The sequence below is a fragment of the Nocardia camponoti genome (assembly GCF_014646135.1).
In the GTDB taxonomy this organism is placed as follows: domain Bacteria; phylum Actinomycetota; class Actinomycetes; order Mycobacteriales; family Mycobacteriaceae; genus Nocardia; species Nocardia camponoti.
The window spans coordinates 144,639-169,154 of sequence record NZ_BMMW01000006.1 but is presented as its reverse complement, the minus strand read 5'-3'; the positions used below and the strand labels follow the sequence as shown (position 1 = coordinate 169,154).

The 24,516-nt window shown below is 64.7% G+C and carries 28 protein-coding genes, 1 tRNA gene and 1 pseudogene; 21 read left to right on the top strand and 9 right to left on the bottom strand.

What is annotated here, in order from left to right:
* Positions 1-48: 48 nt before the first annotated feature.
* The gene (locus tag IEX78_RS22780) at positions 49-507 is read right to left on the bottom strand and encodes a hypothetical protein (RefSeq protein ID WP_188831100.1); all 459 of its coding nucleotides are present in this window, start codon (positions 505-507) and stop codon (positions 49-51) included.
* A gap of 297 nt (positions 508-804) precedes the next feature.
* On the opposite strand from IEX78_RS22780, the gene priA reads away from it, so the two are divergent.
* Genes priA through hisF form a run of 3 tightly spaced genes read left to right on the top strand, consistent with a single transcriptional unit; the run spans position 805 to position 3,154 of the window.
* A complete protein-coding gene (priA, locus tag IEX78_RS22775) occupies positions 805-1,536 on the top strand; it encodes a bifunctional 1-(5-phosphoribosyl)-5-((5-phosphoribosylamino)methylideneamino)imidazole-4-carboxamide isomerase/phosphoribosylanthranilate isomerase PriA (RefSeq protein WP_188831099.1) in 732 nt (243 codons plus the stop codon).
* Between the two features lie 2 nt (positions 1,537-1,538).
* The gene (locus IEX78_RS22770) at positions 1,539-2,360 is read left to right on the top strand and encodes an inositol monophosphatase family protein (protein WP_188831098.1); all 822 of its coding nucleotides are present in this window, start codon (positions 1,539-1,541) and stop codon (positions 2,358-2,360) included.
* A 5-nt stretch (positions 2,361-2,365) separates the two neighbouring features.
* Positions 2,366-3,154 carry an imidazole glycerol phosphate synthase subunit HisF gene (gene hisF / locus IEX78_RS22765; protein ID WP_188831142.1) on the top strand — a complete coding sequence of 263 codons (789 nt, stop codon included), beginning with the start codon at positions 2,366-2,368 and terminating at the stop codon, positions 3,152-3,154.
* 76 nt (positions 3,155-3,230) lie between these two features.
* Here hisF and IEX78_RS22760 read toward each other — a convergent pair whose 3' ends face one another.
* Together IEX78_RS22760 and IEX78_RS22755 are read right to left on the bottom strand one after the other, a co-directional pair.
* The gene (locus IEX78_RS22760) at positions 3,231-3,548 is read right to left on the bottom strand and encodes a DMT family transporter (RefSeq protein ID WP_188831097.1); all 318 of its coding nucleotides are present in this window, start codon (positions 3,546-3,548) and stop codon (positions 3,231-3,233) included.
* Between the two features lie 42 nt (positions 3,549-3,590).
* A complete protein-coding gene (locus IEX78_RS22755; RefSeq protein ID WP_188831096.1) occupies positions 3,591-3,971 on the bottom strand; it encodes a DMT family transporter in 381 nt (126 codons plus the stop codon).
* An 87-nt stretch (positions 3,972-4,058) separates the two neighbouring features.
* Between IEX78_RS22755 and IEX78_RS22750 the strand changes: the two genes are divergently transcribed.
* Positions 4,059-4,493, top strand: a complete 435-nt coding sequence (locus IEX78_RS22750; RefSeq protein ID WP_188831095.1) for a MarR family winged helix-turn-helix transcriptional regulator — start codon at positions 4,059-4,061, stop codon at positions 4,491-4,493.
* Positions 4,490-4,852, top strand: coding sequence for a phosphoribosyl-AMP cyclohydrolase (gene hisI / locus IEX78_RS22745; RefSeq protein WP_188831094.1), 363 nt, complete (start codon positions 4,490-4,492; stop codon positions 4,850-4,852). The genes IEX78_RS22750 and hisI overlap by 4 nt, the downstream gene beginning before the upstream one ends.
* On the opposite strand, the gene IEX78_RS22740 is transcribed toward hisI, so the two are convergent.
* The 4 genes from IEX78_RS22740 to IEX78_RS22725 form a co-directional block, all read right to left on the bottom strand.
* Entirely contained in the window at positions 4,849-5,259 is a 411-nt protein-coding gene (locus IEX78_RS22740; RefSeq protein ID WP_188831141.1) for a MarR family winged helix-turn-helix transcriptional regulator, read from the bottom strand. The genes hisI and IEX78_RS22740 overlap by 4 nt on opposite strands.
* Before the next feature lie 112 nt (positions 5,260-5,371).
* Positions 5,372-5,941, bottom strand: a complete 570-nt coding sequence (locus tag IEX78_RS22735) for a permease (RefSeq protein WP_188831093.1) — start codon at positions 5,939-5,941, stop codon at positions 5,372-5,374.
* A 66-nt stretch (positions 5,942-6,007) separates the two neighbouring features.
* Positions 6,008-6,472 carry a peroxiredoxin gene (locus IEX78_RS22730; RefSeq protein WP_188831092.1) on the bottom strand — a complete coding sequence of 155 codons (465 nt, stop codon included), beginning with the start codon at positions 6,470-6,472 and terminating at the stop codon, positions 6,008-6,010.
* Positions 6,473-6,558: 86 nt separating this feature from the next.
* On the bottom strand, positions 6,559-6,774 hold the full coding sequence (locus IEX78_RS22725; RefSeq protein WP_188831091.1) for a hypothetical protein: 216 nt from the start codon (positions 6,772-6,774) through the stop codon (positions 6,559-6,561).
* A 138-nt stretch (positions 6,775-6,912) separates the two neighbouring features.
* On the opposite strand from IEX78_RS22725, the gene IEX78_RS22720 reads away from it, so the two are divergent.
* The 9 genes from IEX78_RS22720 (at position 6,913) to IEX78_RS22680 (ending at position 16,427) form a co-directional block, all read left to right on the top strand.
* Positions 6,913-8,448 (top strand): anthranilate synthase component I, encoded by a 1,536-nt coding sequence (locus tag IEX78_RS22720; RefSeq protein WP_188831090.1) that lies wholly within the window; start codon positions 6,913-6,915, stop codon positions 8,446-8,448.
* A complete protein-coding gene (locus tag IEX78_RS22715) occupies positions 8,445-9,098 on the top strand; it encodes a TIGR02234 family membrane protein (protein WP_188831089.1) in 654 nt (217 codons plus the stop codon). The genes IEX78_RS22720 and IEX78_RS22715 overlap by 4 nt, the downstream gene beginning before the upstream one ends.
* Positions 9,099-9,231: 133 nt before the next feature.
* Positions 9,232-10,053 (top strand): indole-3-glycerol phosphate synthase TrpC, encoded by an 822-nt coding sequence (gene trpC / locus IEX78_RS22710; RefSeq protein WP_188831088.1) that lies wholly within the window; start codon positions 9,232-9,234, stop codon positions 10,051-10,053.
* A gap of 2 nt (positions 10,054-10,055) precedes the next feature.
* The gene (gene trpB / locus IEX78_RS22705) at positions 10,056-11,321 is read left to right on the top strand and encodes a tryptophan synthase subunit beta (protein ID WP_188831087.1); all 1,266 of its coding nucleotides are present in this window, start codon (positions 10,056-10,058) and stop codon (positions 11,319-11,321) included.
* Positions 11,318-12,118: a tryptophan synthase subunit alpha gene (gene trpA, locus IEX78_RS22700; RefSeq protein ID WP_188831086.1), complete on the top strand. Its 801-nt coding sequence runs from the start codon at positions 11,318-11,320 to the stop codon at positions 12,116-12,118. The genes trpB and trpA overlap by 4 nt, the downstream gene beginning before the upstream one ends.
* Positions 12,119-12,171: 53 nt before the next feature.
* Positions 12,172-13,245, top strand: coding sequence for a prolipoprotein diacylglyceryl transferase (lgt, locus tag IEX78_RS22695; RefSeq protein WP_188831085.1), 1,074 nt, complete (start codon positions 12,172-12,174; stop codon positions 13,243-13,245).
* A gap of 131 nt (positions 13,246-13,376) precedes the next feature.
* On the top strand, positions 13,377-13,958 hold the full coding sequence (locus IEX78_RS24580) for a TM2 domain-containing protein (protein ID WP_188831084.1): 582 nt from the start codon (positions 13,377-13,379) through the stop codon (positions 13,956-13,958).
* A gap of 175 nt (positions 13,959-14,133) precedes the next feature.
* Entirely contained in the window at positions 14,134-15,552 is a 1,419-nt protein-coding gene (gene pyk / locus IEX78_RS22685; RefSeq protein ID WP_188831083.1) for a pyruvate kinase, read from the top strand.
* Between the two features lie 2 nt (positions 15,553-15,554).
* The gene (locus IEX78_RS22680) at positions 15,555-16,427 is read left to right on the top strand and encodes an acyl-CoA thioesterase (protein ID WP_188831082.1); all 873 of its coding nucleotides are present in this window, start codon (positions 15,555-15,557) and stop codon (positions 16,425-16,427) included.
* Between the two features lie 12 nt (positions 16,428-16,439).
* Here the strand turns inward: IEX78_RS22680 and IEX78_RS22675 are convergent, their stop codons facing one another.
* Positions 16,440-16,835 carry a hypothetical protein gene (locus IEX78_RS22675; protein WP_229684256.1) on the bottom strand — a complete coding sequence of 132 codons (396 nt, stop codon included), beginning with the start codon at positions 16,833-16,835 and terminating at the stop codon, positions 16,440-16,442.
* A 95-nt stretch (positions 16,836-16,930) separates the two neighbouring features.
* Entirely contained in the window at positions 16,931-17,551 is a 621-nt protein-coding gene (locus IEX78_RS22670; protein WP_188831081.1) for an arsenate reductase/protein-tyrosine-phosphatase family protein, read from the bottom strand.
* Between the two features lie 336 nt (positions 17,552-17,887).
* Here IEX78_RS22670 and IEX78_RS22665 point away from each other — a divergent pair.
* The 7 genes and pseudogenes from IEX78_RS22665 (at position 17,888) to IEX78_RS24435 (ending at position 24,436) form a co-directional block, all read left to right on the top strand.
* Positions 17,888-17,974 (top strand) — tRNA-Leu (locus IEX78_RS22665).
* Positions 17,975-18,099: 125 nt separating this feature from the next.
* On the top strand, positions 18,100-18,690 hold the full coding sequence (locus IEX78_RS22660; protein ID WP_188831080.1) for an ANTAR domain-containing response regulator: 591 nt from the start codon (positions 18,100-18,102) through the stop codon (positions 18,688-18,690).
* 185 nt (positions 18,691-18,875) lie between these two features.
* The gene (locus tag IEX78_RS22655; RefSeq protein WP_373291645.1) at positions 18,876-20,099 is read left to right on the top strand and encodes a branched-chain amino acid ABC transporter substrate-binding protein; all 1,224 of its coding nucleotides are present in this window, start codon (positions 18,876-18,878) and stop codon (positions 20,097-20,099) included.
* 76 nt (positions 20,100-20,175) lie between these two features.
* Positions 20,176-21,213, top strand: a complete 1,038-nt coding sequence (locus tag IEX78_RS22650) for a branched-chain amino acid ABC transporter permease (protein ID WP_188831079.1) — start codon at positions 20,176-20,178, stop codon at positions 21,211-21,213.
* Positions 21,210-22,640, top strand: coding sequence for a branched-chain amino acid ABC transporter permease (locus IEX78_RS22645; RefSeq protein ID WP_188831078.1), 1,431 nt, complete (start codon positions 21,210-21,212; stop codon positions 22,638-22,640). The genes IEX78_RS22650 and IEX78_RS22645 overlap by 4 nt, the downstream gene beginning before the upstream one ends.
* A pseudogene (locus IEX78_RS24440) lies at positions 22,637-23,584 on the top strand (ABC transporter ATP-binding protein); the annotation flags it as partial. The gene IEX78_RS22645 and the pseudogene IEX78_RS24440, both read left to right, overlap by 4 nt.
* Before the next feature lie 156 nt (positions 23,585-23,740).
* The gene (locus tag IEX78_RS24435; RefSeq protein WP_229684264.1) at positions 23,741-24,436 is read left to right on the top strand and encodes an ABC transporter ATP-binding protein; all 696 of its coding nucleotides are present in this window, start codon (positions 23,741-23,743) and stop codon (positions 24,434-24,436) included.
* Positions 24,437-24,516: the final 80 nt, after the last annotated feature.

The window sequence follows — 24,516 nt, the reverse complement described above, 5'->3', positions numbered from 1 at the left end:
CGCGCGAACCCTAACTGGCGGCATCGCGCACACGCGCGCCGCGAGGTGTCACTTGAGCATTGGCGAGTCAAGCTCGTCGACAAGCCAACGACCCCATTCGTTTTTCAGGAAGACATTGATCACCAGGTGCTGGTCGCTTGGGCCGCTGTGGTTCGTGCGGCGCTGCGTATACGTGACGAGGATTTCCGCGGAGAGGAAGTCGCCGCGCACGGAGCCGCAGGTGAGACCGTCGACCCACGACGTCGACTGCGCCGCGGTCATCGCGTCTTTCAACGCGGTGCTCGCATCGGCGAACTCCTGTCGGAACTTGCCGGTACTGCGGTCGAGCACGCGCTGAAAGTAGCCGTCGAGGTCGTCGCGGTAATCGTAGGTACCGACTTCGTGCCCGAAATCGCAGGCCGCGATGCGCGCCGCTTCGGGAGCGGCCGCAGCCGCGTGCGGGGCTGCGACGGTGACGGCCACCGCGACGGAGCCGAGCAGGCTGCTCAGCAGGACAGAACGAGACATTGTTTTCCCCTCGAATTCACGAAATCAGGCGTCAGTGCAAACCCTATCGACGCGACTCATCGGTCTGAAATCTGTTTCCGCTCAACGGGATTGCGGCACTGTCCGCCCAGGACGTAACTCAGCTAGATCGTCCTCTGCGAACGGTCCGCACTCGTGCTCGTCAGCGGTGACCAGACCTCACGGTTGCGCAGCGCGATGCCGTGGTTGCTCATGCGGTGAGCCTGTGTCGCGTGACACGGACCTCATCGCGCTCATGCGGTGACCGGGCGCGGCGAGCCGACCTACTAGTCTGGGCGGGTGAGTCTTGTGCTGCTGCCTGCCGTCGATGTCGTCAATGGGGAGGCTGTTCGCCTTGTTCAGGGCGAGGCCGGAAGTGAAACCGGGTACGGGTCGCCCCGCGACGCCGCGCTTTCCTGGCAGCACGCCGGGGCCGAATGGGTCCACCTTGTCGACCTCGACGCCGCCTTCGGGCGCGGCTCCAACCGCGAGCTGCTCGCTGGCGTGATCGGCGAACTTGACGTGAAGGTCGAACTGTCTGGCGGCATCCGCGACGACGAATCGCTCAAAGCCGCCCTCGCGACCGGCGCGGCGCGCGTGAACCTCGGCACCGCCGCGATCGAAAACCCGGAGTGGTGCGCGCGGGCGATCGGCGAATACGGCGACAAGATCGCCGTCGGCCTTGACGTGCGCAAGATCGACGGCGACTACCGACTGCGCGGGCGCGGCTGGGTCAGCGACGGCGGCGACCTGTGGGAGGTGCTTGAGCGCCTCGAACGCGACGGGTGTTCGCGCTACGTCGTCACCGACGTCAGCAAGGACGGCACCCTCACCGGTCCCAACCTTGAACTGCTCAGCGAAGTCGCCAACGCGACCGATTCGCCGGTCGTCGCCTCCGGCGGCATTTCCGCGCTGGATGACCTGATCGCGATCGCCGCGCTCGCCGAAGAAGGTGTCGAAGGCGCGATCATCGGCAAAGCGCTCTACGCGGGCCGCTTCACCTTGCCTGAAGCTTTGGCCGCGGTGCGCTGACCGTGAATAACGCGCCGACTTCCGCTGAACTCACCGATCTGCTCGCCATCGCGAGTGAAGTGCTCGACTCGGTTGTGCCCCGGTTCATCGCGGGAGTTGGCGCCCCAAGCGCGGTTGCCAAGGGCCGCAACGACTTCGCCACCGAACTCGATCTTGAGCTCGAACGCACCATCTCGGGGGAACTGCGTCAGCGCACCGGTATCCCCGTGCATGGCGAGGAATTCGGCGGCCCGGCGCTGACCACCGGCACCGCGTGGGTGCTCGACCCGATCGACGGCACCTTCAACTATTCCTCCGGTTCACCAATGGCGGGCATCCTGCTCGCGCTCGTGCACGACGGCGAACCGGTGATCGGGCTGACGTGGCTGCCCATGCTCGGGCTGCGGTATTCGGCGATCGTGAGCGGGCCCCTGCTCGTCGACGGCATCGCGGTGCCGCCGCTGCGTCCCGCCAAACTCGCCGACGCGCCGATCGGGTTCGGCGCGTTCAATGTCGATTCAACCGGCCGCATCCCCGGCCAGTTCCGCTTCGACCTGCTCGGTGCGCTGAGCCGCCTGTCGTCGCGGGTGCGCATGCATGGTGCGACCGGCATTGACCTGGGCTTTACCGCCGCTGGCGTGCTCGGCGGCGCTGTCGTTTTCGGGCATCATCCCTGGGACAACGCCGCTGGCGTCGCGCTTGTCCGCGCGGCAGGGGGAGTGGTGACCGACCTGGCTGGCCTGCCGTGGACCATCACGTCGGGGTCGGTGCTCGCCGCCGCCCCCGGCGTGCACGATGAATTGCTCGACATGATCAACGCGGTTAGTGATGAGGAACGAGGATGACCGAAATGTCTTCTGCGACAACGACCTTGGCTGTTCGCGTCATCCCGTGTCTCGACGTCGACGCCGGTCGTGTCGTGAAAGGCGTGAACTTCCAAAACCTGCGTGACGCGGGCGACCCGGTCGAACTCGCCGCGACCTACGACGCCCAAGGTGCCGACGAACTCACCTTCCTCGACGTGACCGCGTCGACCGGTGACCGAGGCACGATGCTCGACGTCGTCACGCGCACGGCCGAGCAGATTTTCATCCCGCTGACCGTGGGCGGCGGGGTGCGGACGGTCGAAGACGTCGACCGCCTGCTGCGTGCTGGCGCGGACAAGGTGTCGGTGAATACCGCCGCGATCGCACGGCCTGAGGTGCTGTCGGAGATGTCGCAGCGGTTCGGTTCGCAGTGCATCGTGTTGTCGGTCGACGCGCGGACCGTGCCGGAAGGGTCGCCCGCGACGCCGTCGGGCTGGGAGGTCACCACCCACGGCGGCAAGCGTGGCACCGGCATTGACGCGGTTGAGTGGGCCATTCGTGGCGCTGAACTGGGCGTAGGCGAGATTCTGTTGAATTCGATGGACGCTGACGGCACGAAAGCGGGCTTTGACTTGCGGATGATCGCGGCCGTGCGGGCAGCGGTCGGGGTTCCGGTCATCGCGAGCGGCGGCGCTGGCGCGGTCGAGCACTTCCCGCCCGCCGTGCAGGCCGGTGCTGACGCCGTGCTCGCGGCGAGTGTGTTCCACTTCGGCGATCTCACGATCGGCCAGGTCAAGGACGCGATGCGGGCTGACGGGATCACCGTCCGCTAAACACGACTAAAGCCGTGCGAGCGATTCGCACGGCTTTGTAGTCGGGGACTGCTGAGGTAGTCGGGTCAGTTGAGGCTTAGGCTGCCGTCAGTCGCAGGACAATCACGCCCGCGATGATCGCGCCGAACGACACCAGCTTGGCGACGGTGATGCGTTCGTGAAAGATCAACGCGCCCAAGATGACCGTGCCGATCGCGCCAAGGCCGGTCCAGATGGTGTAGCCAACCCCGACGTCGAGGGTGCGCAGGGCTAGCGAGAGCGTGAAGATGCCGCCCGCCGCGGCGAGCAAGGTGAACACTGACGGCCAAAGGCGAGTGAATCCGCGAGTGGCGTTGGTACCGAGGGCGAACGCGATTTCGAAGACGACGGCAATCGCGAGGTAGATCCATGCCATGACGAAACTCCTTGTGTGCGTATGGGTTTGAGCGGATGGGGTTTAAGCGGTCTGGGCCGCTGCGGTATGGGTATCCGGGGCGGAAACTTCGGCGGCGTGACCACTAACGGTGTCGGCCAGTTTCAGGCCAAGCACTCCGCCAATGATCAGCAGGAACGCGAGAACCTTTCCGGCGCTGAGGGACTCGCCGAAGAAGAGCGTTGCGAAAACGACGGTGCCAACCGAACCAATACCGGTCCACACCGTGTAACCGACGCCTACGTCGAGCGTGCGCAGCGCGAGGCTCAGGAAGAAAATGCCCGCGGCAGCTGCCGCCGCGGTGAGTAGCGACGGGCCGAGCACCGTGAAGCCTTCGCTGGCGTTAGTCGCGAGCGCGAAGACCACTTCGAAGACTGCGGCGATGAGGAGGTAAAGCCATGCCATGACGAACTCCTTTGAACTGCATGTAGTTAATTTGCATGTACCTGCAAGTATTTTGCGTGTTGAGAAGTATGCATGTACAACTAAGTGATGTCAACAAGTACCGCTGACCAGCAAATGTGGTCGCAACTAGCCGGACTCTACGGTCGGATCGAAGCGCGACTTGGCGTCGCAGTCCAGCGTGGTCACGGCATCGGGCTATCGGAATACCGTGCGCTAGAACAACTTTCGACCAACATGTATGGCGAGCTACGCATGCAGGAACTCGCCGATCGCATCGGGCTCAATCAGAGTTCGGTCACCCGCCTCGTCGGGCGACTCGCCTCGTCGGGCCTCGCGCTGCGCGACACCTGCCCCAACGACGGGCGCGGCGTCTACGCGGTGATTACCGCCGAAGGCCGCGCGAAGCTCAGAGCGGCTCGATCCGACTACGCCAAAGCGCTCGCCGAAGCGCTCGACGAGGCTGGCCCGCTCGCTGACGCCCTGCGAAGCGCCTTCGCCGCGACTGTTATAACGGACGAATGAGTCTCGATCCCGCCATCGCCACCCGCCTCAAGCGCAACGAAGCGGGCCTTGTCGCCGCGATCGCGCAGGAGAAGGCCACCGGCGACGTGCTGATGATGGCGTGGATGGACGACGAAGCGCTCGCCCGCACGCTGGAAACGCGCAAAGCCACGTACTATTCGCGCTCGCGCCAGCAGTACTGGGTGAAGGGTGAAACCTCGGGACACACGCAGTACGTGCACGAGGTGCGCCTGGACTGCGACGGCGACACGCTGCTGCTGATCGTCGATCAGGAAGGCGCGGCGTGCCATACGGGCACGCACACCTGCTTCGACACCGACGTCCTGCTCGCCGCGCCCGCGGACTCCGCCAGCGCCTAGCTCAACGTCTCATCCAGTCGCGCCGCCAGCGTCTCGCCTAATTCCGCAAGCATCTCCACCTGCGCCGGGGTAAGCCCGTCTAGCACCAGTGCCCGTGCCGCGGCGAGGTAGCCAGGAGTTGCCGCGACCACCTTCGCGTACCCGTCGTCGGTTAGCGTCGCGTACACCCCGCGCCGACCCGCGTTGGTTGTGCGGTGAACCCAACCGAGGCGTTCCAGCTTGGAAATCACATGCGAAAGACGTGATAGCGACGCGTTTGCCCTGGTCGCGAGGTCGCTGAGGACCAGCCGGTGACCAGCCTCTTCGGAAAGCAGGCTGAGCACGCGGTATTCGAAGTGCGTAAGCCCCGACTCGCGCTGGAGTCGGCTATCTAGCGCGCTTGGCACTCTGGTCATCAGGGCGACCATCGCCTGCCAAGCGCGCGCTTCGGCGGGATCGAGAGTCCGGTCGCGGGCCACGCACAAAGTTTGCCACGACGTCGCTGTGGCGTCCGCACGTTGTCGGGTGTCGTGAGGTCACTCACACGGTCGGTGGCGGCGTTTCGGCCGGTTGATCGGCCGATGTTGCTGCGGCTTTCGCGCGCTTTCGCCGGTTCAAATCGCGTTTGCCGACAAGTGCCGAGAGGGCGAGAAACACCAGCACACCGATGATCGCGCCGACCGCGCACGCACCTCGGAACGCGGGCGCGTCCACATTGAGCACCTGCTCGCCAGCGTGGGCCGCGCTGTTGCTGCCGAGCACAATCGTGAGCGTCATGAGGTTCGGCAGCGCGAGCACGATCGCGATAATCGCGGCAGCGCCAGCCATGAACCGACCACCCTTGCGTTTCCACACCCGCACCGCGAACACGATCAACAGCAGCGGCCCGAGCGTGAAAAGCAGCCCATAAACCAGTCCCCACCACACGCCCGCGGTGAAACTGCCATGCACGAGCGAACCGAGCCGTTGCGCCCACCAGCGCGGAATGAACGACGCGAGAATGAAGTAGGCGATCACCGCGCACACCGCGATCACGCCGCCGATGATCGCGCGATTACGCCAACTGATCGCGCGGGATGACTTCTGAGAATCCACTTCGCCGCTTGTCATCGTCCGAGCGTAGGGCCGGGCGACGTGGTCGCGCTTGGCGGCACGCTGGCGCGACCGGCGCTTCGCCTACTTGCTCGCGCGCTGACGCAGGAACGCGAGTGCCTCGTCAGCGTGCACATTCGCGCGGAGTTCGCCGGTGATCACTTTGCTGATCGTGCCGTCGGGCTCGATCACGTACGTGTGGCGCTTGACCGGGGCCAGCTTGCCGAGCAGTCCGCGTTTGACACCAAACGCGGCGGCAACCGCGCCATCGTTGTCGGAAAGCAGGGGATAGCCCAGGCGCTGTTTGGTCGCGAACCCCGCCTGCACGTCGACGCTGTCGGTGGAAATGCCAACGCAACTCGCGCCGAGCGCTTCGAACTCACTGCTCAGATCGCGGAAATGGCACGCTTCGGCCGTGCAAACCGGCGTGTTGGCACCGGGGTAGAAAAAGAGCACAAGCGGTCCCTTAGCGAGCAAGCCCGCGAGGGAGACGACGGTGCCGGACTGATCGGGAAGCTCAAACTGCGGAGCGTGCTGGCCTGCTTGCATGTCGCCGAGCCTAACGACGCGGTCAGCAACGCGGAAGGTCCCCGTTCGCGTATCGCGGAGCGGGGACCTTCGGCAAGCACGACGGTTCAGTGCGCGACAAGCGCGGCGATCTCTGGATTTCGAATCTCCATCACGTCGAGAATCCCGTGCGCGCGCAAACAGGGAACGAGCCCGCGAATGAGGTCGCTGTTGCGGGCGTATTCGGTGGGAAACGCCTTCTTATCGAGTCCTTCGATGGCTTTGGCGTAGGTGACGAACGAGCTGATCGCGCTCGATGGCGACAGGGGCTGAGAGGGGTACAACAATCGCTCCTTTCGAACAGGGAAAACCGCACACGACAGGGAACGTTGGGCGAGTGTAGTGACCTCGATCACCGGCGGATCGGGCGGCGGGGTCGGGTCAGCGTGGGGGCGTCGCGACCCGCCTGGGATGATGGGGCGATGCAGGGCGCGTCGACATCAACCACCACGACCCGCGACCAGTTCCGGCTGCTCGCCGCAGAGCACCGGGTGGTCCCGGTGACTCGAAAGGTCTTGGCGGACGCCGAAACTCCGCTTTCGGCGTACCGCAAGCTCGCCGACGATCGGCCGGGCACGTTCCTTTTCGAGTCGGCGGAGAACGGACAGTCGTGGTCGCGCTGGTCGTTCATCGGCGTCGGCAGCCCGTCGGCGCTCACCGTGATCGACGGGGAAGCGGCGTGGTTTGGCACCGTCCCCGCTGACGCGCCGTCGGGCGGCGATCCGCTGCGCGCGCTGCACGAGACGCTCGAACTGTTGCGCACCGAACGGCTGCCGGGCCTGCCGCCGCTCACTGGCGGCCTCGTCGGCTACCTCGGCTACGACGCCGTTCGCCGCATCGAACGCCTGCCCGAATTGGCGACCGACGACCTCAAGCTGCCCGAGCTGGTCTTGATGCTGGCCACCGACTTGGCCGCGTTCGACCATCACGAAGGCGCGATCACCCTCATTGCCAACGCGGTGAACTGGAACGGCACCGACGACGGTGTCGACGCCGCCTACGACGACGCCGTCGCCCGACTCGACGCGATGACCGCCGCGCTCGCCGCGTCCGCGCCGTCGACGGTCGCTGAATTCACAACGCCGGAGCCAGAATTCACGCGTCGCACGACGTCGGAAGAATTCGCCGCTGGCGTGCGACGGCTGATCAAGGAAATCGAAGTCGGCGAAGCGTTCCAGGTTGTGCTGTCGCAGCGCTTCGAAATGCCCTACACCGAATCGCCGCTCGCGGTGTATCGGATGCTGCGCAATTCGAACCCAAGCCCGTACATGTACTTGATGCACATCCCCGACGGCGACGGCGGCACCGCGTTTTCGATCGTCGGGTCGAGCCCGGAATCGCTGGTCACCGTCAAGGACGGACTCGCGACGACGCACCCGATCGCGGGCACGCGCTGGCGTGGACGCACCGACGAGGACGACACGCTGCTTGCCAAAGACCTGCTCGCTGACGAGAAGGAAAACGCCGAGCACCTGATGCTCGTCGACCTTGGTCGCAATGATCTTGGTCGGGTCTGTCGACCGGGCACCGTGCGCGTCACTCAGTACCGGCAGGTCGAGCGCTACAGCCACGTGATGCACCTCGTTTCGACGGTGTCCGGGCAGCTCGCCGACGGCAAAACCGCGCTCGACGCCGTGCAGGCGTGTTTCCCGGCAGGCACGCTTTCCGGCGCGCCGAAGGTCCGGGCGATGGAACTGATCGAAGAACTTGAGCCGACCCGTCGCGGGGTGTACGGCGGTGTTGTCGGCTACCTCGACTTCGCTGGCGACGCCGACACCGCGATCGCGATTCGCACCGCGCTCCTCAAAGACGGCACCGCGTATGTGCAGGCGGGCGCGGGCGTTGTCGCCGATTCGGATCCAACCTATGAAGACACCGAATCCAGGAACAAGGCGATGGCCGTGTTGAAGGCCGTCGCCGCCGCGCGGACGCTACGTGAGTTCGGCGAGCAAGCATGAGTTCGGAAGCACAGAAGTCGGCTAAGCCCGTCCTCGCCGTCGTTCTCCTCGCCCTCGCGGCAGCCGGGCTGTGGGCCTCATCGCGGATGACCTGGGTCACGGTGTCGTCGGAAGACGGCCTTACCGATGCCCGCGTTGACCAGGTCGACGGCAGCACCTGGTTCGGCGCGCTCACTCCGATCGCGCTGGTCCTGCTCGCGTCGATCGCCGCGGTTTTCGCGCTCAAAGGCGCGTTGCGACAACTGCTCGGTGTCGTGATCGCGGTACTTGCCGCTGTCGCGGCGGTGCCCGGTTTCGCGATCACGATCGGCGAGGGAAACCCGAGCGCCCGAGCCGGGCAACTCCTTGACCTGCGCGCGGGTGCCGTAATTACCAGCGCCGAAACGCACGTCTTCCCAGCCCTGCTGTCGCTGGTCGCGGCGGCATGCGCGCTCGCGGCCGGCATCGCGCTCACGCGCAGCGCGAAGAAGGCGACCGCCGACGAAGGGCTGTCGAGTAAATACGACAACCCGGCAGCACGCCGCGAAGAAGCGAAGGCGGCCGTCGAAGAAGGCGACGACACCGCGCCACTGTCGGACCGGGTGCTCTGGGACGCGCTCGACGCGGGCACCGACCCCACCGACCCGGACAACCACCAGCGTGGGTCTTGACAACGGCGTCGAACGTGACCCCCGCCGCACTCACGCACCTATCAGCCATTTATTCTTGACCAGCATCGGTGAGACAGCGCCTGGGGAGACTCTCGGGCGAGAAGTTCGTCTCCCCAGAAAGGATTCGAGCCAGATGACGGTACTCGACTCGATTCTCGACGGGGTCCGGGCGGACGTTGCCGCCCGCGAAGCCCTCCTCGATTTTCAAGCGATCAAGGCCGCGGCCGCCGCGACCAAAGCGCCGCTCGACGCGCGCGCCGCGCTGCACGAGGACGGGATCGCGGTGATCGCCGAAGTGAAGCGCGCGAGCCCGTCGAAGGGCGCGCTCGCCGACATTCCCGACCCGGCTGTCCTCGCGAGCGCCTACGAGGAAGGTGGCGCGCGCATCATCAGCGTGCTCACCGAGGAACGTCGCTTCGGTGGGTCGCTCGCCGATCTTGACGCGGTTCGCGCTGCCGTGAACATTCCGGTTTTGCGCAAGGATTTCGTCGTTGGTCCGTATCAGATTCATGAGGCCCGTGCCCACGGCGCCGACGTGATCCTGCTGATCGTCGCCGCGCTCGAACAAGACACCCTCGCCGCGCTCATTGATCGCACCGAGTCGCTTGGCATGACCGCGCTCGTCGAGGTGCACACCGAGGAAGAGGCCGATCGCGCGCTCGAAGCGGGCGCGTCGGTGATCGGTGTCAACGCGCGCAATCTCAAGACCCTTGAGGTCGACCCCGACGTGTTCGCGCGCATCGCGCCCGGTCTGCCGTCGGAAGTTATTCGCGTCGCCGAGTCTGGCATTCGCGGCACCGCCGACCTGCTCGCCTACGCGGGCGCTGGCGCCGACGCCGTTCTCGTTGGTGAATCGCTCGTGACCAGCGGCAACCCGCGTGCCGCTGTTTCGGAACTGGCGACGGCCGGTTCGCACCCGTCCTGCCCGAAGCCTGCCCGTCGGAGCGTGCGCTGACCATGACCCAGACTCCCAGCCTGCCGGAAGCCAGCATCGGCGTCGCGCAACGCAGCGACTACGAACCTGATGCGGGCGGCCACTTCGGCGTCTACGGCGGTCGGCATGTGCCGGAGGCGTTGATGGCCGTGATCGAGGAGGTCACCGCCGAATACGACAAGGTGCGCAGCGACCACACCTTCCTCGACGAGCTCGACCGCTTGCAGCGCGATTACACCGGCCGTCCGTCGCCGGTGTTCGAATGCGCGAATCTGGCTCAGCACGCGGGTGGCGCGCGGATCTTCCTCAAGCGCGAAGATCTCAACCACACCGGTTCGCACAAGATCAACAACGTGCTTGGTCAGGCGTTGCTTGCCAAGCGCATGGGCAAGACGCGCGTGATCGCCGAAACCGGCGCTGGCCAGCATGGCGTCGCCACCGCGACCGCGTGCGCGCTGCTTGGGCTCGATTGCGTGATCTACATGGGTGCCGTCGACACCGCGCGGCAGGCGTTGAACGTCGCGCGCATGCGTCTGCTTGGCGCTGAGGTTGTCTCGGTTACCACCGGTTCGCAGACGCTCAAAGACGCCATCAACGAGGCGCTGCGCGACTGGGTTTCCAACGCCGACGACACTTACTACTGCTTCGGCACCGCCGCTGGTCCGCACCCGTTCCCGCTGATGGTCCGCGATTTCCAGCGCATCATCGGCATCGAAGCGCGCGCGCAGATTCTTGACCGCGCTGGTCGCCTGCCCGACGCTGTGGTCGCGTGTGTTGGTGGTGGGTCGAACGCCATCGGCGCGTTCCACGCCTTCATCCCCGACGCCAACGTGCGCTTGATCGGCTACGAAGCCGCAGGTGACGGCGTCGAAACGGGCCGCCACGCCGCCACATTCACCGGTGGCACGCCCGGCGCGTTCCAGGGTGCGTACTCGTACCTGTTGCAGGACGAAGACGGCCAGACCATCGAATCGCATTCGATTTCGGCCGGTCTCGACTACCCCGGTGTCGGCCCCGAGCACGCGCACCTCAAGGACATCGGTCGCGCCGAGTACGCGCCGATCACCGACACCGAGGCCATGGACGCGCTGCTTCTGCTGTCGCGCACCGAGGGCATCATTCCGGCGATCGAGTCGGCACACGCGGTCGCGGGCGCGCTCAAGCTCGGCAAGGAACTGGGCGAGGGCGCGATCATCCTGTGCAACCTGTCCGGTCGTGGCGACAAAGACATGGACACGGCGGCTCGCTGGTTCGGGCTGTTCGACGCTTCCGAGGAGAACGAGCAGTGAGTCAGCAGTCCCGCCTGGCCAACACCTTCGCCACCGCGCGTGGCGAGAACCGGGCCGCGCTCATCGGCTACCTGCCCGCTGGCTACCCCGACCTCGCCGGGTCGATCGAAGTGTGTCGCACGATGGTCGAATCCGGTTGCGACATCATCGAAGTGGGCGTCGCCTACTCCGATCCGGTGATGGACGGCCCGACGATTCAGGCTGCCGCCGAGCAGGCGTTGCGTGGCGGCGTGCGGGTGCGCGACGTGTTCACCGTTGTTGAAGCCATCACCCAAGCCGGGGGTCAGGCCGTGGTCATGAGCTACTGGAACCCGGTGTTGCAGTACGGGATTGACTCGTTCTCCCGCGACCTCGCCGCGGCAGGCGGCGCGGGCATCATCACCCCGAACCTCATTCCCGACGAGGCCGACGACTGGTTCGTCGCGTCGTCGACGCACAACCTCGACCGCATCTTCCTCGTCGCGCCGTCGTCGACGGAAGAGCGGCTCGCGAAAACCCTTGAGGCGTCACGTGGATTCATCTACGCGGCGTCGACGATGGGTGTCACCGGCGCGCGCGACGCTGTCTCGTCGGCCGCGCCCGCGCTGTGCGCGCGGGTGCGCGCCCACAGCGACATCCCGATTGGCGTCGGTCTCGGCGTGCGTTCGGGTGCCCAGGCTGCGGAAATCGCGGCGTACGCCGACGGCGTGATCGTCGGTTCCGCGCTCGTTTCGGCCGCCGCTGAAGGTCTTGGCGCGGTCGCCGCGCTCACCGAAGAGCTCGCGCTTGGCGTGCGTTCGGCGACGGTCGCGTCCTAACTGTTTCCCAGGGTTTGGGTCGCGGCAACGTGGCCCTAACCGGGTCAACTAACGTGGGGACCGTGAACTCAGTCCTCGCCTATCTTCCAAGCCCGCCGCAGGGTGTCTGGCATGTCGGGCCGGTGCCGTTGCGCGCGTACGCGCTGTGCATCATCGTCGGCATCATCGTCGCCATTTGGTGGGGCGAGAAGCGGTGGGTCGCGCGTGGCGGCCAGCCCGGTGCGGTGCTTGATGTCGCGATGTTCGCGGTGCCCTTCGGTTTGGTTGGTGGTCGGCTTTACCACGTCGCGACCGACTGGCAGAAGTACTTCGGCGAGGGCAAGCACCCCATCGAGGCGCTCTACATTTGGCAAGGCGGACTTGGCATTTGGGGCGCGGTGCTGCTCGGCGGCATCGGCGCGTGGATCGGCTGCCGCGTCTACAAGATCCCGCTGCCCGCGTTCGGTGACGCGATCGCGCCCGCGGTGTTGCTCGCCCAAGCCATTGGCCGCCTTGGCAATTACTTCAATCAAGAGCTGTACGGTCGTACCACTGACCTGCCGTGGGGCCTGGAAATTTACCAGCGCTACGACCCGGCAACCGGCGCGCGCGACATGATGAATGGCGTTTCGACCGGCCAGGTGATCGAGGTCGTTCAGCCGACGTTCCTCTACGAACTGCTGTGGAACCTTGCCGTTGTCGTCGCACTTGTCTACGTGGACAAGCGGTTCAAGATCGGCCACGGTCGCCTTTTCGCGCTGTATGTCGCCGGGTACAGCTTCGGCCGTTTCTTCGTCGAACTGCTGCGTGACGACGAGGCGACCCACGTGCTCGGCTTGCGCATCAACCTCTTCACCGCCGCCGTCGTTTTCCTTTGCGCCATCGCCTATTTCGTGTTCGCGACGAAGGGCCGCGAGAACCCGGCGATGTTGCGGCCCGCGATGGTCCCCGGCCTGCGCCCGTGGCCGTGGCAGATCGGCAAACTGCGCGCCCTCGGCGCTGCGGAGAACGAGGTAGCCGATGAGCTGCAAGGAGATTCGACCAAAGAGGCGCAGACCGAAGTCGTCGAGGTCGCCAAGGCTGATGAGGCGGCAGAGGACGCCGAAAAAGCCGACGAGCCTACCAAAACCGGGCTCGAAAAAGGCTGATCGTCAACATCTTCGGGCGGATTCGCGATAACCCAACGCGACAGCGCCGGGCAACTATGACCACAATGGGCGCTGACGGTTAGGAAACGGGGGCCACGACATGGGGTGCCCGCACAATGATGGAGGCATGAGTGACCGACCCCTACAACCCCAATCCGCAATACGGCCCTGACCTGAGCAAGCCGCAGGACCAGGGTCAGCCCGCCGCTCCGCAGTATGGTGCGCCCGCATCCGACCCGTACGCCCAGCAGCCGGGCTACCCGGCGCAGCCGCAGTTCGGTCAGCCGCAATATGGCCAGCCCGCGCAGCCGCAGTACGGTCAGCCCGCCTACCCGTCGCAGCCGCAGTACGGCCAGCCGGTCGACGCGTACGGTCAGCCCGTCGACCCTTACGGTCAGCCGCAGCCCGCGTATGGTCAGCCCTTCGGCGCCCCGACCGGCTACAACCCGGCCGACCCGGAAGCTCCGTACGGCCGCGACATCTACGGCGTCCCGTTCTCGGACAAGCAGAAGCTCACCGCAGGCCTGCTTGAGATTTTCCTCGGCAGCTTCGGCGTTGGTCGTTTCTACCTCGGCTACACCGGCCTCGGCATCGCCCAGATCGCGGTCGTGTGGCTCACCTGTGGCATCGGTGCCATCTGGCCGCTCATCGACGGCATCATGATGCTCACCGGCAAGGTGCCCGATGTGGACGGTCGTCCACTGCGCGACTGAGCGCCAGCAACCCTCGCATGAACCGGGCGGCACACGCACAACGTGCCGTCCGGTTCGTCGTTTTTGTCGGGCATATTGCCCACGATCCCAGCGGATTTCGTGAATACCGGGCGAACACTACGCACTCAACTACCGGTGCGAAGAGGCCATCGCGGTCAAGTACTAGGCTGGGCTCGTGATGCGACGAACGAAGATTGTGTGCACACTCGGACCGGCCGTAGCCTCCGGGGACCGGATTCGGGAACTCGTCGAAAGCGGCATGGACGTAGCGCGGCTGAACTTCAGCCACGGCGACCACGCCGACCACGCCGACAACTACAAACTAGTGCGCGCTGCGGCGGAGGAAACCGGCCGCGCGGTAGGTATTCTCGCCGACCTCCAGGGCCCCAAAATTCGACTTGGCCGTTTCGTTGACGGCAAAACGGTCTGGGCTAACGGCGAGCAAGTGATCATTACCGTCGACGATGTCGAAGGAACGCACGACCGCGTTTCGACCACGTACAAGGAACTGGCCAAGGACGCCAAACCCGGCGACCGCCTGCTTGTCGACGACGGCAAGGTCGGCCTCACCGTTGAAGCCGTCGAAGGCAACGACGTTATCGCCCGCGTCACCGAGGGCGGTCCGGTCAGCAACAACAAGGGCCTTTCGCTGCCCGGCATGAACGTCTCGGTGCCCGCGCTGTCGGAAAAAGACGTCGCTGACCTGGAATTCGCGCTCAAACTCGGCGTCGACTTCATCGCGCTGTCGTTCGTGCGCTCGCCGTCGGATATCGAGCTGGTGCACGACATCATGGACCGCGTCGGCCGTCGCGTTCCGGTCATCGGCAAGCTCGAAAAGCCCGAGGCCATCGACAACCTCGAAGCCATCGTGCTCGCCTTCGACGCGGTCATGGTCGCGCGTGGCGACCTTGGTGTCGAACTGCCGCTCGAAGAGGTGCCGCTCGTGCAGAAGCGTGCCATCCAGATGGCACGCGAGAACGCCAAGCCGGTCATCGTCGCGACGCAGATGCTTGAGTCGATGATCGACAACTCGCGCCCCACCCGCGCGGAAGCCTCCGACGTCGCCAACGCCGTCCTCGACGGTGCCGACGCGGTGATGCTGTCGGGCGAAACTTCGGTCGGCAAGCACCCGATCGAAGCCGTGCGCACGATGGCGCGCATCGTCACCGCCGTTGAGTCGGAAACGTCGCGGGTCCCACCCTTGACCCACGTGCCGCGCACCAAGCGTGGCGTGATCTCCTACGCCGCGCGCGACATCGGCGAGCGCCTGAACGCGAAAGCGCTCGTCGCGTTCACCCAGTCGGGCGACACGGTCCGCCGCCTCGCGCGCCTGCACACGCCGCTGCCGTTGTTGGCTTTCACACCGTTGTCGGAAGTGCGTAATCAGCTCACTCTGAGTTGGGGCACCGAAACGTTTATCGTGCCGATGGTCGATTCAACGGATGCGATGATTCACCAGGTCGACCAGGCGTTGCTGTCAATGGGCCGCTATCGCAAGGGCGACCTTGTTGTCATCGTCGCCGGTTCCCCGCCGGGTACCGTCGGCTCGACCAACCTGATCCACGTGCATCGCATCGGCGAGGAGGACCACTAGCCGTGACCGCCCTACCCCACTCACCTGACCTGGACGTTTTGCTTGACGTCTTAGACCTTGATTCGGTCGGCGACGACGTCTTCATCGGCAAGCATCCGGAGAAGGTGTGGAGCAGGACGTTCGGCGGCCAGCTGGTCTCCCAGGCCATCGTCGCCGCCGGACGCACCGCGGGGGAGCGCCCGCTGCACGCGGTCAACGCGCATTTCGTGCGTGGTGGCGACGTGAAGAAGCCGATCGAATATCGGGTGCAGCGGCACCGCGACGGGCGTGCGCTAGCGAATCGCACGGTCACGGCGAGTCAAGACGGCCAAGAGCTCTTCGTCATGCTCGCGGCCTTCCAGGACTTCGGCAAGGGCCTCGAACATTCCCACGACGCGCCGGACGTGCCCGATCCCGAGGGCCTGCCGCGCATCGAGGAAAGCTTTGTCGGCTTTGAAGACAAGCTAGAAATGTTCATCAACGCGCCGCATCCGATCGACATGCGCTACACCAACGATCCGGCGTGGATTCTCAAGGGCACCGGCGAGAAGCTCAACCACAATCGCGTGTGGATGCGTACCGACGGCGCACTGCCTGACGACCCGCTGTTGCACGTTGCGGCGCTTGGCTATTCGTCGGACACCACGGTGCTCGACTCGATCATCACCACGCACGGGTTGTCGTGGGGTCTCGATCGGATTCTCGCTGCCACAGTGAATCATTCGATCTGGTTCCACCGCCCGTTCCGTTTCGACGAGTGGGTGCTTTACGCAACCGAGTCGCCGGTGGCCGCCGGCTCGCGTGGTCTCGCCACTGGCCGGTTCTATTCGCGCAGTGGTGAATTGATCGCGACGACGGTGCAGGAAGGCGTGATCCGGCACTTCCCGGCGCGCTAATCGGTGTGCCGCTCAGCGGTATTCGTGGTCCAGTTCGGTGCGTCGGTCGGCGCGGAGCGTGAACGGGCTCGTTGGCGCGGTGTGATGCACCGCTAACGCGAGCCCGTGTTCGAGCGAAGCGAGGTCGCCTTCGGTGAGTTCGTCGGGGTCCGAAACCAGGCTCACGGCGATCTCATAGGCGGCTAGCGCGCCCGGGTCGGCGTCGAAATGCGCACGCCGCCACCGACTTTCGAGGTCGAGGTAAGCCGGGTCGGTGGCCTCGATGGGGAGCGTGAACCGCCACGCGAAGATGTCGCGGTCGGTGACGTGGTCGTCGACCACCTCGCGTACCCCCGCGACAATTTGATCGAGAATCTCAGGGCTCACGAACACGTGGAGCGAAATATCGGAAACGCGTTTGCACAGCATGATTGCGTTCCTTCTCGGTGTCGAACCTGCACGAAACAAGCCACGGCGCTGCCGAGTGTAGCGGTGACCGTCGTTGTGGCGCGGGGCTTTTGCGGTCAGTGCCTGCGGTTGGCGGCAAGGAACGTCGAGAGCGGGGCGGCACCACGTGGCTCGATGACCAGCCCGGTCTGTTCGCGCACTTCGCTGAGCTTGGTTTGCGCGTGCGGTGCGAGCGCGGCAAGCAGGGGGAAGAGCAGTTCGGCGATGCGGTCAGCGACGTCGATGAAGGCCTCGGGGGACAGCCCGATGGGATCGGCGACGTTCTCGCGCGCGACATAAGCGAGGTCATTGCGCGCGTAATGCAGCGCGGCAATGGATTTCGCGCCAGTGACTTTGGCAATGCGATGCGCTTCGGCCAAGGTGAAAGTCCGCGGCCCGGCACCGAATGCGATTTCGCCAACCTGATCGCGTAAAGATTCAGTCATCGTGAGAATCAAATCCGCGCGATCGACCATGTCGGCCTTGAGTTTTCGCGCTTTGAATCCGGTGGCGTCGCCACCGAGTCCGGCGATGGCTTCTGCCGCGAGCGGTTCGGGCGGAAAGCCGACAAGCGCACGGGTTCCTGCGCTTTCGGCGGTGAGCGCGGTCATGCTGTTGTCGATGGCGTAGGCGCGAGTGAGTCGTTCGGCGATCACCGAGCGGCAGACATTGGAGTTGCAGACGAACAGCACGTGCATGGCATAACCGTAATGCGCGTGAATCTAGAGAAGTAGCCTCAGATGGCGACGATCATGCGATCAGTACCACCTATTCATCTTTAAGTCGGGTGTTGTACATAAATCACGATGCGCATATCCGTTGCCTGTGACCGTGATACCCGCGAGATAAGAATGGGAAACGTCAAGGCAACCTGTGGCATCGCTCACTTATCGAATACCGCAATTAATTCTATCCGGGAATAATAGGGTTCGTCGAGCTGGGACAGGCACCGGATCGCGGGAGGGTTAGCTGACCTGGGGATTCGGCGCCAGTTAGGTTTCTGGCGCTTCGGGGCGCTATAGTGGCCGCGGTGCGCCGGGTTGGCGGAACTGGCAGACGCGACGGTCTCAAAAACCGTTGTCCGAAAGGACGTGTGGGTTCGAGTCCCACACTCGGCACCAAAGGCGGGTGGCGCGACAGTGGTCGTGCCACCCGTGCTGTATCCGGGGAACTGGCTCGACGCGATTGACGCGAGCCGAAAGGTACTCTCTACATCACTGTTCGTAAATCCAGAGGGGTCGAGCCTATGAGCACCACTGCCGCGGCAAAGCGAGTCGTCGTCGCCGAGGACGAAGCCCTCATCCGCATGGACCTCGTCGAGATGCTCAAAGAAGAGGGCTATCAGGTCGTCGGCGAGGCGGGCGACGGTCAGCGCGCTGTCGAGCTTGCCGAAGAACTGCGTCCCGATCTTGTGATCATGGATGTCAAGATGCCGCGACGCGACGGCATCGACGCTGCCGCCGAGATCGCATCCAAACGTGTTGCGCCCGTTGTCATTTTGACCGCGTTCAGCCAGCGTGACCTGGTTGAGCGAGCACGCGACGCGGGCGCGATGGCCTATTTGGTTAAGCCGTTCACCAAATCTGATTTGGTGCCCGCGATTGAGTTGGCTGCCAGTCGATTCCACGAAATCACCGCGCTGGAAACCGAAGTCGCGAATCTGTCGGAGCGCCTCGAGACCCGTAAACTCGTCGAGCGCGCTAAGGGCGTTCTGATGGAAACGCAGGGCCTTTCGGAACCGCAGGCGTTCAAATGGATTCAGCGCACCGCGATGGATCGCCGCACCACGATGAAAGCCGTCGCTGAAGTGGTGTTGGAGAACCTCACTCCGCAGTAATGCGGGCAAAATCCCTAAAACTTTACCTAAGCGAAACACCCATGTGAACGGAAGCAAGACAACAGACTTCCAACATGATGCGAATGTGATGCGGATCTAACACAGCGGCGATATGTTCTCTCCGGGCTGAACGTGGTCGGCCCCCTCGGCGCATGCCGGGGAAGCACAGGACATAGAGGTGAGACGTGCTCAGTTCGACATGGCGCAGTCGTTCGACGCGAGGAGTGCTCGTTTTGGGCGCGGCCGCGGCTTTGGTGCTGACCGGGTGCAGCGACAAGTCCTCGGATGGTGGCGGCGGCGGTAGCTCGAATCTGTCGATTCAGCCGGTTGTTCAGCTCGACACCGAGGGCAAGGCGGTCGCCGCCGGTAGCACGGGAACCGCGGCCAATCCCGCGGGCGACGGACAGGCCAAGTGCGCGCCGGTCACGCTCGCGATGGCGGGCCCGCTGACCGGCGGCAACGCCGCGCTCGGCATCAACGTGCTCATGGGTGTCAAGCTCGCGCTTGACGAGCACAACAAGGCCAACCCCGGCTGTCAGGTCAGCGTCAAGTCCTTCGACACCGAGGGCAAGCCGCAGATCGCGACGCAGGTTATTCCGACCATCGTTTCCGACCCGAACATCGTTGGCCTCATTGGTCCGACGTTCTCGGGCGAAACCAAGGCCACCGGCCAGATCCTGTCGGAGAACAACATGCCGACGCTCACCGCGTCGGCAACCAACCCGACGCTCACCACCAACGGGTGGCGCACGTTCTTCCGTGGTCTTGGCAACGACAACTCCCAGGGCCCCGCCGTCGCCAACTACCTGGTGAAGGACAAGGGCGCGAAGAAGATCTGCGTCGTCGTCGACAACACCGACTACGGCACCGGCCTTGCCCAGGCGTTCACCACCGCTGGCGGTTCCGCCGTTGACCAGTCGTGCACGGTCAACGTCAAGGAAGGCGACAAGGACTTCTCGGCAGCGGTCTCGAAGCTGGCCGCGGCCAAGCCTGACGCCATCTTCTACTCGGGCTACTACGCCGAGTCCGCCCCGTTCGTGCAGCAGCTGCGTTCGGGTGGCGTGAACGCGATCTTCGCTTCCGCTGATGGCAGCAACGACCCCGAGTTCGTGCGTCAGGCTGGCGCGTCGTCGAAGGACGCGCTGCTTTCCTGCCCGTGCAGCCCGGCGCCGGAGAAGTTCGCGAGCGCGTACAAGGCGCTCAACGGTCAGGCGCCCGGCGTCTACTCCGTCGAGGGCTATGATCTCGCGACGATCCTGCTCAAGGGCATCGACTCGGGTAAGACCACCCGTGCCGACTTGGTCGAGTTCGTGCGCAACTACGACGGCACCGGCGTGGCCCGCCAGTACAAGTGGGGCCCCACCGGTGAGCTTGCCAACGTCCAGGTCTGGATGTACGAGGTCAAGTAACCCCGTCGAAGAACCCGCTGTGTAACGGTGCGCGTGGACATCCCACGCGCACCGTTCGCCTGACGCGAGAGTAATCATGACTTCAGCCGCATCACTCGGTGCGACCCTGTTGGCGAACGGGTCCATCGAATTCAACGTCGGAGGCGTCGTCGACCAGTTTTGGCGACTGACCGTCGACGGTCTCACCTACGGCTCGGTGTACGCGCTCGTCGCCGTTGGGTACACGCTTGTCTATGGCGTGTTGAGACTTATTAACTTCGCCCATTCCGAAGTCTTCATGCTCGGCATGTTCGGCACTTATGTTGGCCTTGAACTGCTCGGGTTCGCCCCTAGCGGCAATGTCTATTCCCAAGGCGTCCTGCTCACGATCACCTATCTCGGCTTGGCGATGCTGTTCGGCATGGCCGTCTCAGGTGTCGCTGCCGTCGGCTTGGAACGTGTCGCGTATCGCCCACTGCGACGGCGCGGCGCGAAACCCCTCGCGTTCTTGATCACCGCGATCGGTATGTCGTTCGTGATCCAGGAGTTCGTGCACTACATCCTGCCGAAGTTCAAGCCTGGCCTCGGTGGCACCAACGCCCAAACCGGCATTCGCCTCGTTGAGCCGAAGGTGCAGTTCACCGTGTTCGGCGCTGGCATCACCAACGTGGAGATCGTCATCGTCGCTTCGGCGATCGTGTTGGCGATCGGCACCGAGATTCTGATCAACCGGACAAAGTTCGGTCGCTCGATTCGCGCGGTCGCTCAGGACCCCGATACCGCGACGCTCATGGGCGTTTCGCGCGAACGGGTCATCGTGCTCACGTTCCTCATCGGCGGCCTGCTCGCTGGCGCTGCCGCCATGCTTTACACCCTGCGTGTGCCGACCGGCATCATTTATTCGGGCGGCTTCATTTTGGGCATTAAGGCGTTCGCCGCCGCTGTCCTCGGCGGTATCGGCAACCTGCGTGGCGCGCTGCTCGGCGGCCTGATTCTGGGTGTCGCCGAACAGTACGGGCAGATGCTTTTCGGTATTCAGTGGCGCGACGTCGTCGCGTTCGTGCTGCTTGTCGCGGTGCTGATGTTCCGACCCACTGGCATCCTGGGTGAGAGTCTCGGGAGGGCGCGCGCATGAGCACCAACCTCAACGACATCACCGACAAGCCGACACCGCCGCCGCGCCCGGATCGCACGCCCATCGGCGACGCGCTTCGCGGCTGGTGGAATGGCCTTTCGCGGCCCGCGCAGTGGGGCGTCGGCGTGCCCTTCATCATCGTGCTCGCGCTGCTGCCGATCTACACCCCGCCGCTGCTTGACACCCCCGGCGTCAGCTTCGGCGGCGTCATGGCCCAGTTCGCGATGTACGCGCTTATCGCCGTCGGGCTCAACGTTGTCGTCGGCCAAGCGGGTCTGCTCGACCTCGGTTACGTCGGCTTCTATGCCGTTGGCGCCTACACCGTCGGCCTGCTGACCAGCCCCAACAGCCCGTGGAACCAAACCGACGGCGGCTGGCTCAATCCGAGCTGGGCGTGGTTCGCCTGCGTGCCGATCGCGATCGCGCTCACCGCGCTGTCGGGCTTGCTGCTCGGCGCGCCGACGCTGCGCCTGCGTGGCGACTACCTCGCGATCGTCACGCTTGGCTTCGGCGAAATCGTCCGGCTCATGGCCGACAACCTCGGCGAACTCACCAACGGCAGCCTCGGCCTCTCCAAGATCGCCTACCCGCATGTTGGCGAGTCGAGTTCGCATCCCGGCGGCGTTTTCTCCCCGGGCAACCTCGGCGACAGCAGCAGCTGGAACCCGTTCACCCGCGCGAGCAACGGCACATGGTGGTTCTGGCTCGGCATGGTTTTGGTGATCATCGCGCTGCTCGTGATTGGCAACCTTGAGCGCAGCCGCGTTGGTCGCGCGTGGGTCGCGATCCGCGAAGACGAAGACGTCGCCGAGATCATGGGCGTGCCGACGTTCCGATTTAAGTTGTGGGCGTTCGTGATTGGCGCGTCCGTCGGTGGACTCTCCGGCGCGATGTATGCAGGCCAAGTCACCTACGTGAACCCGAAACAGTTCGACATCATCTTGTCGATGCTGTTCCTGTGCGCGGTTGTGCTCGGCGGTTCGGGCAACAAGCTCGGCGTGATCGTCGGCGCGTTCATCATCGCCTACCTGCCGATGCGGTTGCAGTCGGCCAAGCTCGTCTCCGACGAAACGACCGGTTACGTGCTGCTCGCCGTCGCTGTCGTGGTGTTCATCGGACTGCTGTGGGCATGGAAGTGGCGCATTCACGCCGCCGAGATATGGATTCAGCGCGTCACGATTTTCATCATCGTCTTCGCTGGCGTTATGGCGTTGCTGCTGCTTGGCACCGTGTTGCTGTTCCGTCCTGGCGGTGCGCAGTCACTTGGTGACTTGAAGTACCTGTACTTCGGCATCGCGCTCGTCGTGATGATGATCTTGCGTCCGCAGGGTCTGTTCCCGGTGCGGCAAAAGTTGCTCGCCTACGGCAGGCAGGTGTATCAGGCCGTGCGTAAGCCAGCGGCTCAACTGATCGGAGCTTCACGATGACCGGGCCGGGCGACGCGCTCTACGACAACGACGACCTCCAGGCTGGCTACGAGGCGGTTCCCCCCGCCGAAGACCCAGGCGTGGTCGACGTGACCGCGGTGCTGCCCGCACTGGGCGACCCCGACGTGGTCGCCGAACTGTCGGCACCGCATCGCGAAATTGAAACCGCCGTCGGCGAACCACTGCTGCGGACCGAGGGTCTGACCGTCAAGTTCGGTGGTCTCACCGCACTCGACAACGTGTCGTTCGAAATTCGCCGCGGCGAGATTCTCGGCCTGATCGGCCCGAACGGTGCCGGCAAGACCACGTGCTTCAACGCCATCACCGGCGTCTACAAGCCGTCGTCGGGCAGTGTCTTCTTCGACGGAAAACCGCTCACCGCGAAAACCAAGCGCTATGAAATCACGCGACTTGGCATCGCCCGCACCTTCCAGAACGTGCGGTTGTTTGGCGAGATGACCGCGCTGGAAAACGTGGTCGTCGGCACTGACGCGCGGCACCGCACCTCGGTACCGGGCGCGATTTTCCGCACGCCACGCATGCATCGCGAAGAACGCGACGCCATCGACCGTGGCATGGCGCTGCTGGAATTCGTCGGCATCGCACCGCGTGCGGTAGAGAAGGCGCGCAACCTTTCCTACGGTGACCAGCGTCGACTCGAAATCGCGCGTGCGCTCGCGACCGAGCCGAAACTGCTGTGCCTCGACGAACCGGCGGCCGGGTTCAACCCGAGCGAGAAGTCGGCGCTCATGGACCTGATCCGCAAGATCCGCGACGACGGTTACACCGTGCTGCTGATCGAACACGACATGCGACTGGTCATGGGCGTCACCGACCGGATCGTCGTGCTTGAGTTCGGTCGCAAGATCGCCGACGGCTTGCCCGCTCAGGTGCGCCAGGACCCGGCGGTCATCGCCGCGTATCTCGGTGTGCCCGACGCGGATTCGATCGAGGAAGTGCGTGAGGAAGCTGAGGTGTTGTCGGCCGAAGGCGCGACGCCGCCGGTGAATCGCGACCCGGTTGTCGTCTCGGAGAAGCTGTCGAAGGAGGCGGGCAAGCCCGTCGCCGATCCGCAGACGCCGTTGCTTGAGGTGCGCGACATGGTCGTGCATTACGGCCGCATCGAGGCGTTGCACGGGATCTCGCTTTCGGTTTCCGAAGGCGAACTCGTCACGCTGCTTGGGGCCAACGGCGCTGGCAAGACAACGACCATGCGTGCGCTGTCGGGATTGTTGCCGCTCACCTCGGGCAAGATTTTCTTCAAGGGTGAGGACATCACGCCGGTCAAGGCCCATGAACGCGTCCTGAGTGGGCTGATTCAGGCACCGGAAGGTCGCGGTGTTTTCCCCGGCATGACGGTGATGGAGAACCTGGATATGGGCTGCTACGGCCGCCCATTCAAGGACAAAAGCGAGTATGCCAAGACGCTCGACTGGGTCTTCGAACTGTTCCCGCGCTTGGCTGAGCGTCGCAAACAGGTCGGCGGCACGATGTCGGGTGGCGAACAGCAGATGCTCGCGATCGGTCGCGCGTTGATGGCCCGACCGAAGCTGCTGCTGCTCGATGAACCGTCAATGGGCTTGGCGCCCATGGTGATTCAGCAGATCTTCATGATCATCTCCGAGATCAACCGGCAGGGCACAACCGTGCTGCTTGTCGAGCAGAACGCCCAGCAGGCGCTCACGCGTAGCGATCGCGGCTACATCTTGGAGACCGGCGAGATCACCAAGTCGGGCAGCGGCCGTGAGCTGTTGGCCGATCCCGCGGTGAAGACGGCCTATCTCGGCGCCGATTAATTCGGCTGACGCAGCCCCCGGTTGTCGAGTTTCGACTCGATGCCGGGGGCTCTGTCGTGCCAGGAGGCAAAGTTGTCGGT

Coding starts and splice junctions, on each gene's coding strand:
- IEX78_RS22780 (WP_188831100.1), bottom strand. CDS start 507: ATGTCTCGTTCTGTCCTGCTGAGCAGCCTGCTCGGCTCCGTCGCGGTG.
- hisF (WP_188831142.1), top strand. CDS start 2,366: ATGTCTTCTGCGACAACGACCTTGGCTGTTCGCGTCATCCCGTGTCTC.
- IEX78_RS22760 (WP_188831097.1), bottom strand. CDS start 3,548: ATGGCATGGATCTACCTCGCGATTGCCGTCGTCTTCGAAATCGCGTTC.
- IEX78_RS22755 (WP_188831096.1), bottom strand. CDS start 3,971: ATGGCATGGCTTTACCTCCTCATCGCCGCAGTCTTCGAAGTGGTCTTC.
- IEX78_RS22750 (WP_188831095.1), top strand. CDS start 4,059: ATGTCAACAAGTACCGCTGACCAGCAAATGTGGTCGCAACTAGCCGGA.
- hisI (WP_188831094.1), top strand. CDS start 4,490: ATGAGTCTCGATCCCGCCATCGCCACCCGCCTCAAGCGCAACGAAGCG.
- IEX78_RS22740 (WP_188831141.1), bottom strand. CDS start 5,259: ATGGTCGCCCTGATGACCAGAGTGCCAAGCGCGCTAGATAGCCGACTC.
- IEX78_RS22735 (WP_188831093.1), bottom strand. CDS start 5,941: ATGACAAGCGGCGAAGTGGATTCTCAGAAGTCATCCCGCGCGATCAGT.
- IEX78_RS22730 (WP_188831092.1), bottom strand. CDS start 6,472: ATGCAAGCAGGCCAGCACGCTCCGCAGTTTGAGCTTCCCGATCAGTCC.
- IEX78_RS22720 (WP_188831090.1), top strand. CDS start 6,913: ATGCAGGGCGCGTCGACATCAACCACCACGACCCGCGACCAGTTCCGG.
- IEX78_RS22715 (WP_188831089.1), top strand. CDS start 8,445: ATGAGTTCGGAAGCACAGAAGTCGGCTAAGCCCGTCCTCGCCGTCGTT.
- trpC (WP_188831088.1), top strand. CDS start 9,232: ATGACGGTACTCGACTCGATTCTCGACGGGGTCCGGGCGGACGTTGCC.
- trpB (WP_188831087.1), top strand. CDS start 10,056: ATGACCCAGACTCCCAGCCTGCCGGAAGCCAGCATCGGCGTCGCGCAA.
- IEX78_RS22675 (WP_229684256.1), bottom strand. CDS start 16,835: ATGCTGTGCAAACGCGTTTCCGATATTTCGCTCCACGTGTTCGTGAGC.
- IEX78_RS22670 (WP_188831081.1), bottom strand. CDS start 17,551: ATGCACGTGCTGTTCGTCTGCAACTCCAATGTCTGCCGCTCGGTGATC.
- IEX78_RS22660 (WP_188831080.1), top strand. CDS start 18,100: ATGAGCACCACTGCCGCGGCAAAGCGAGTCGTCGTCGCCGAGGACGAA.
- IEX78_RS22650 (WP_188831079.1), top strand. CDS start 20,176: ATGACTTCAGCCGCATCACTCGGTGCGACCCTGTTGGCGAACGGGTCC.
- IEX78_RS22645 (WP_188831078.1), top strand. CDS start 21,210: ATGAGCACCAACCTCAACGACATCACCGACAAGCCGACACCGCCGCCG.
- IEX78_RS24435 (WP_229684264.1), top strand. CDS start 23,741: ATGGTCGTGCATTACGGCCGCATCGAGGCGTTGCACGGGATCTCGCTT.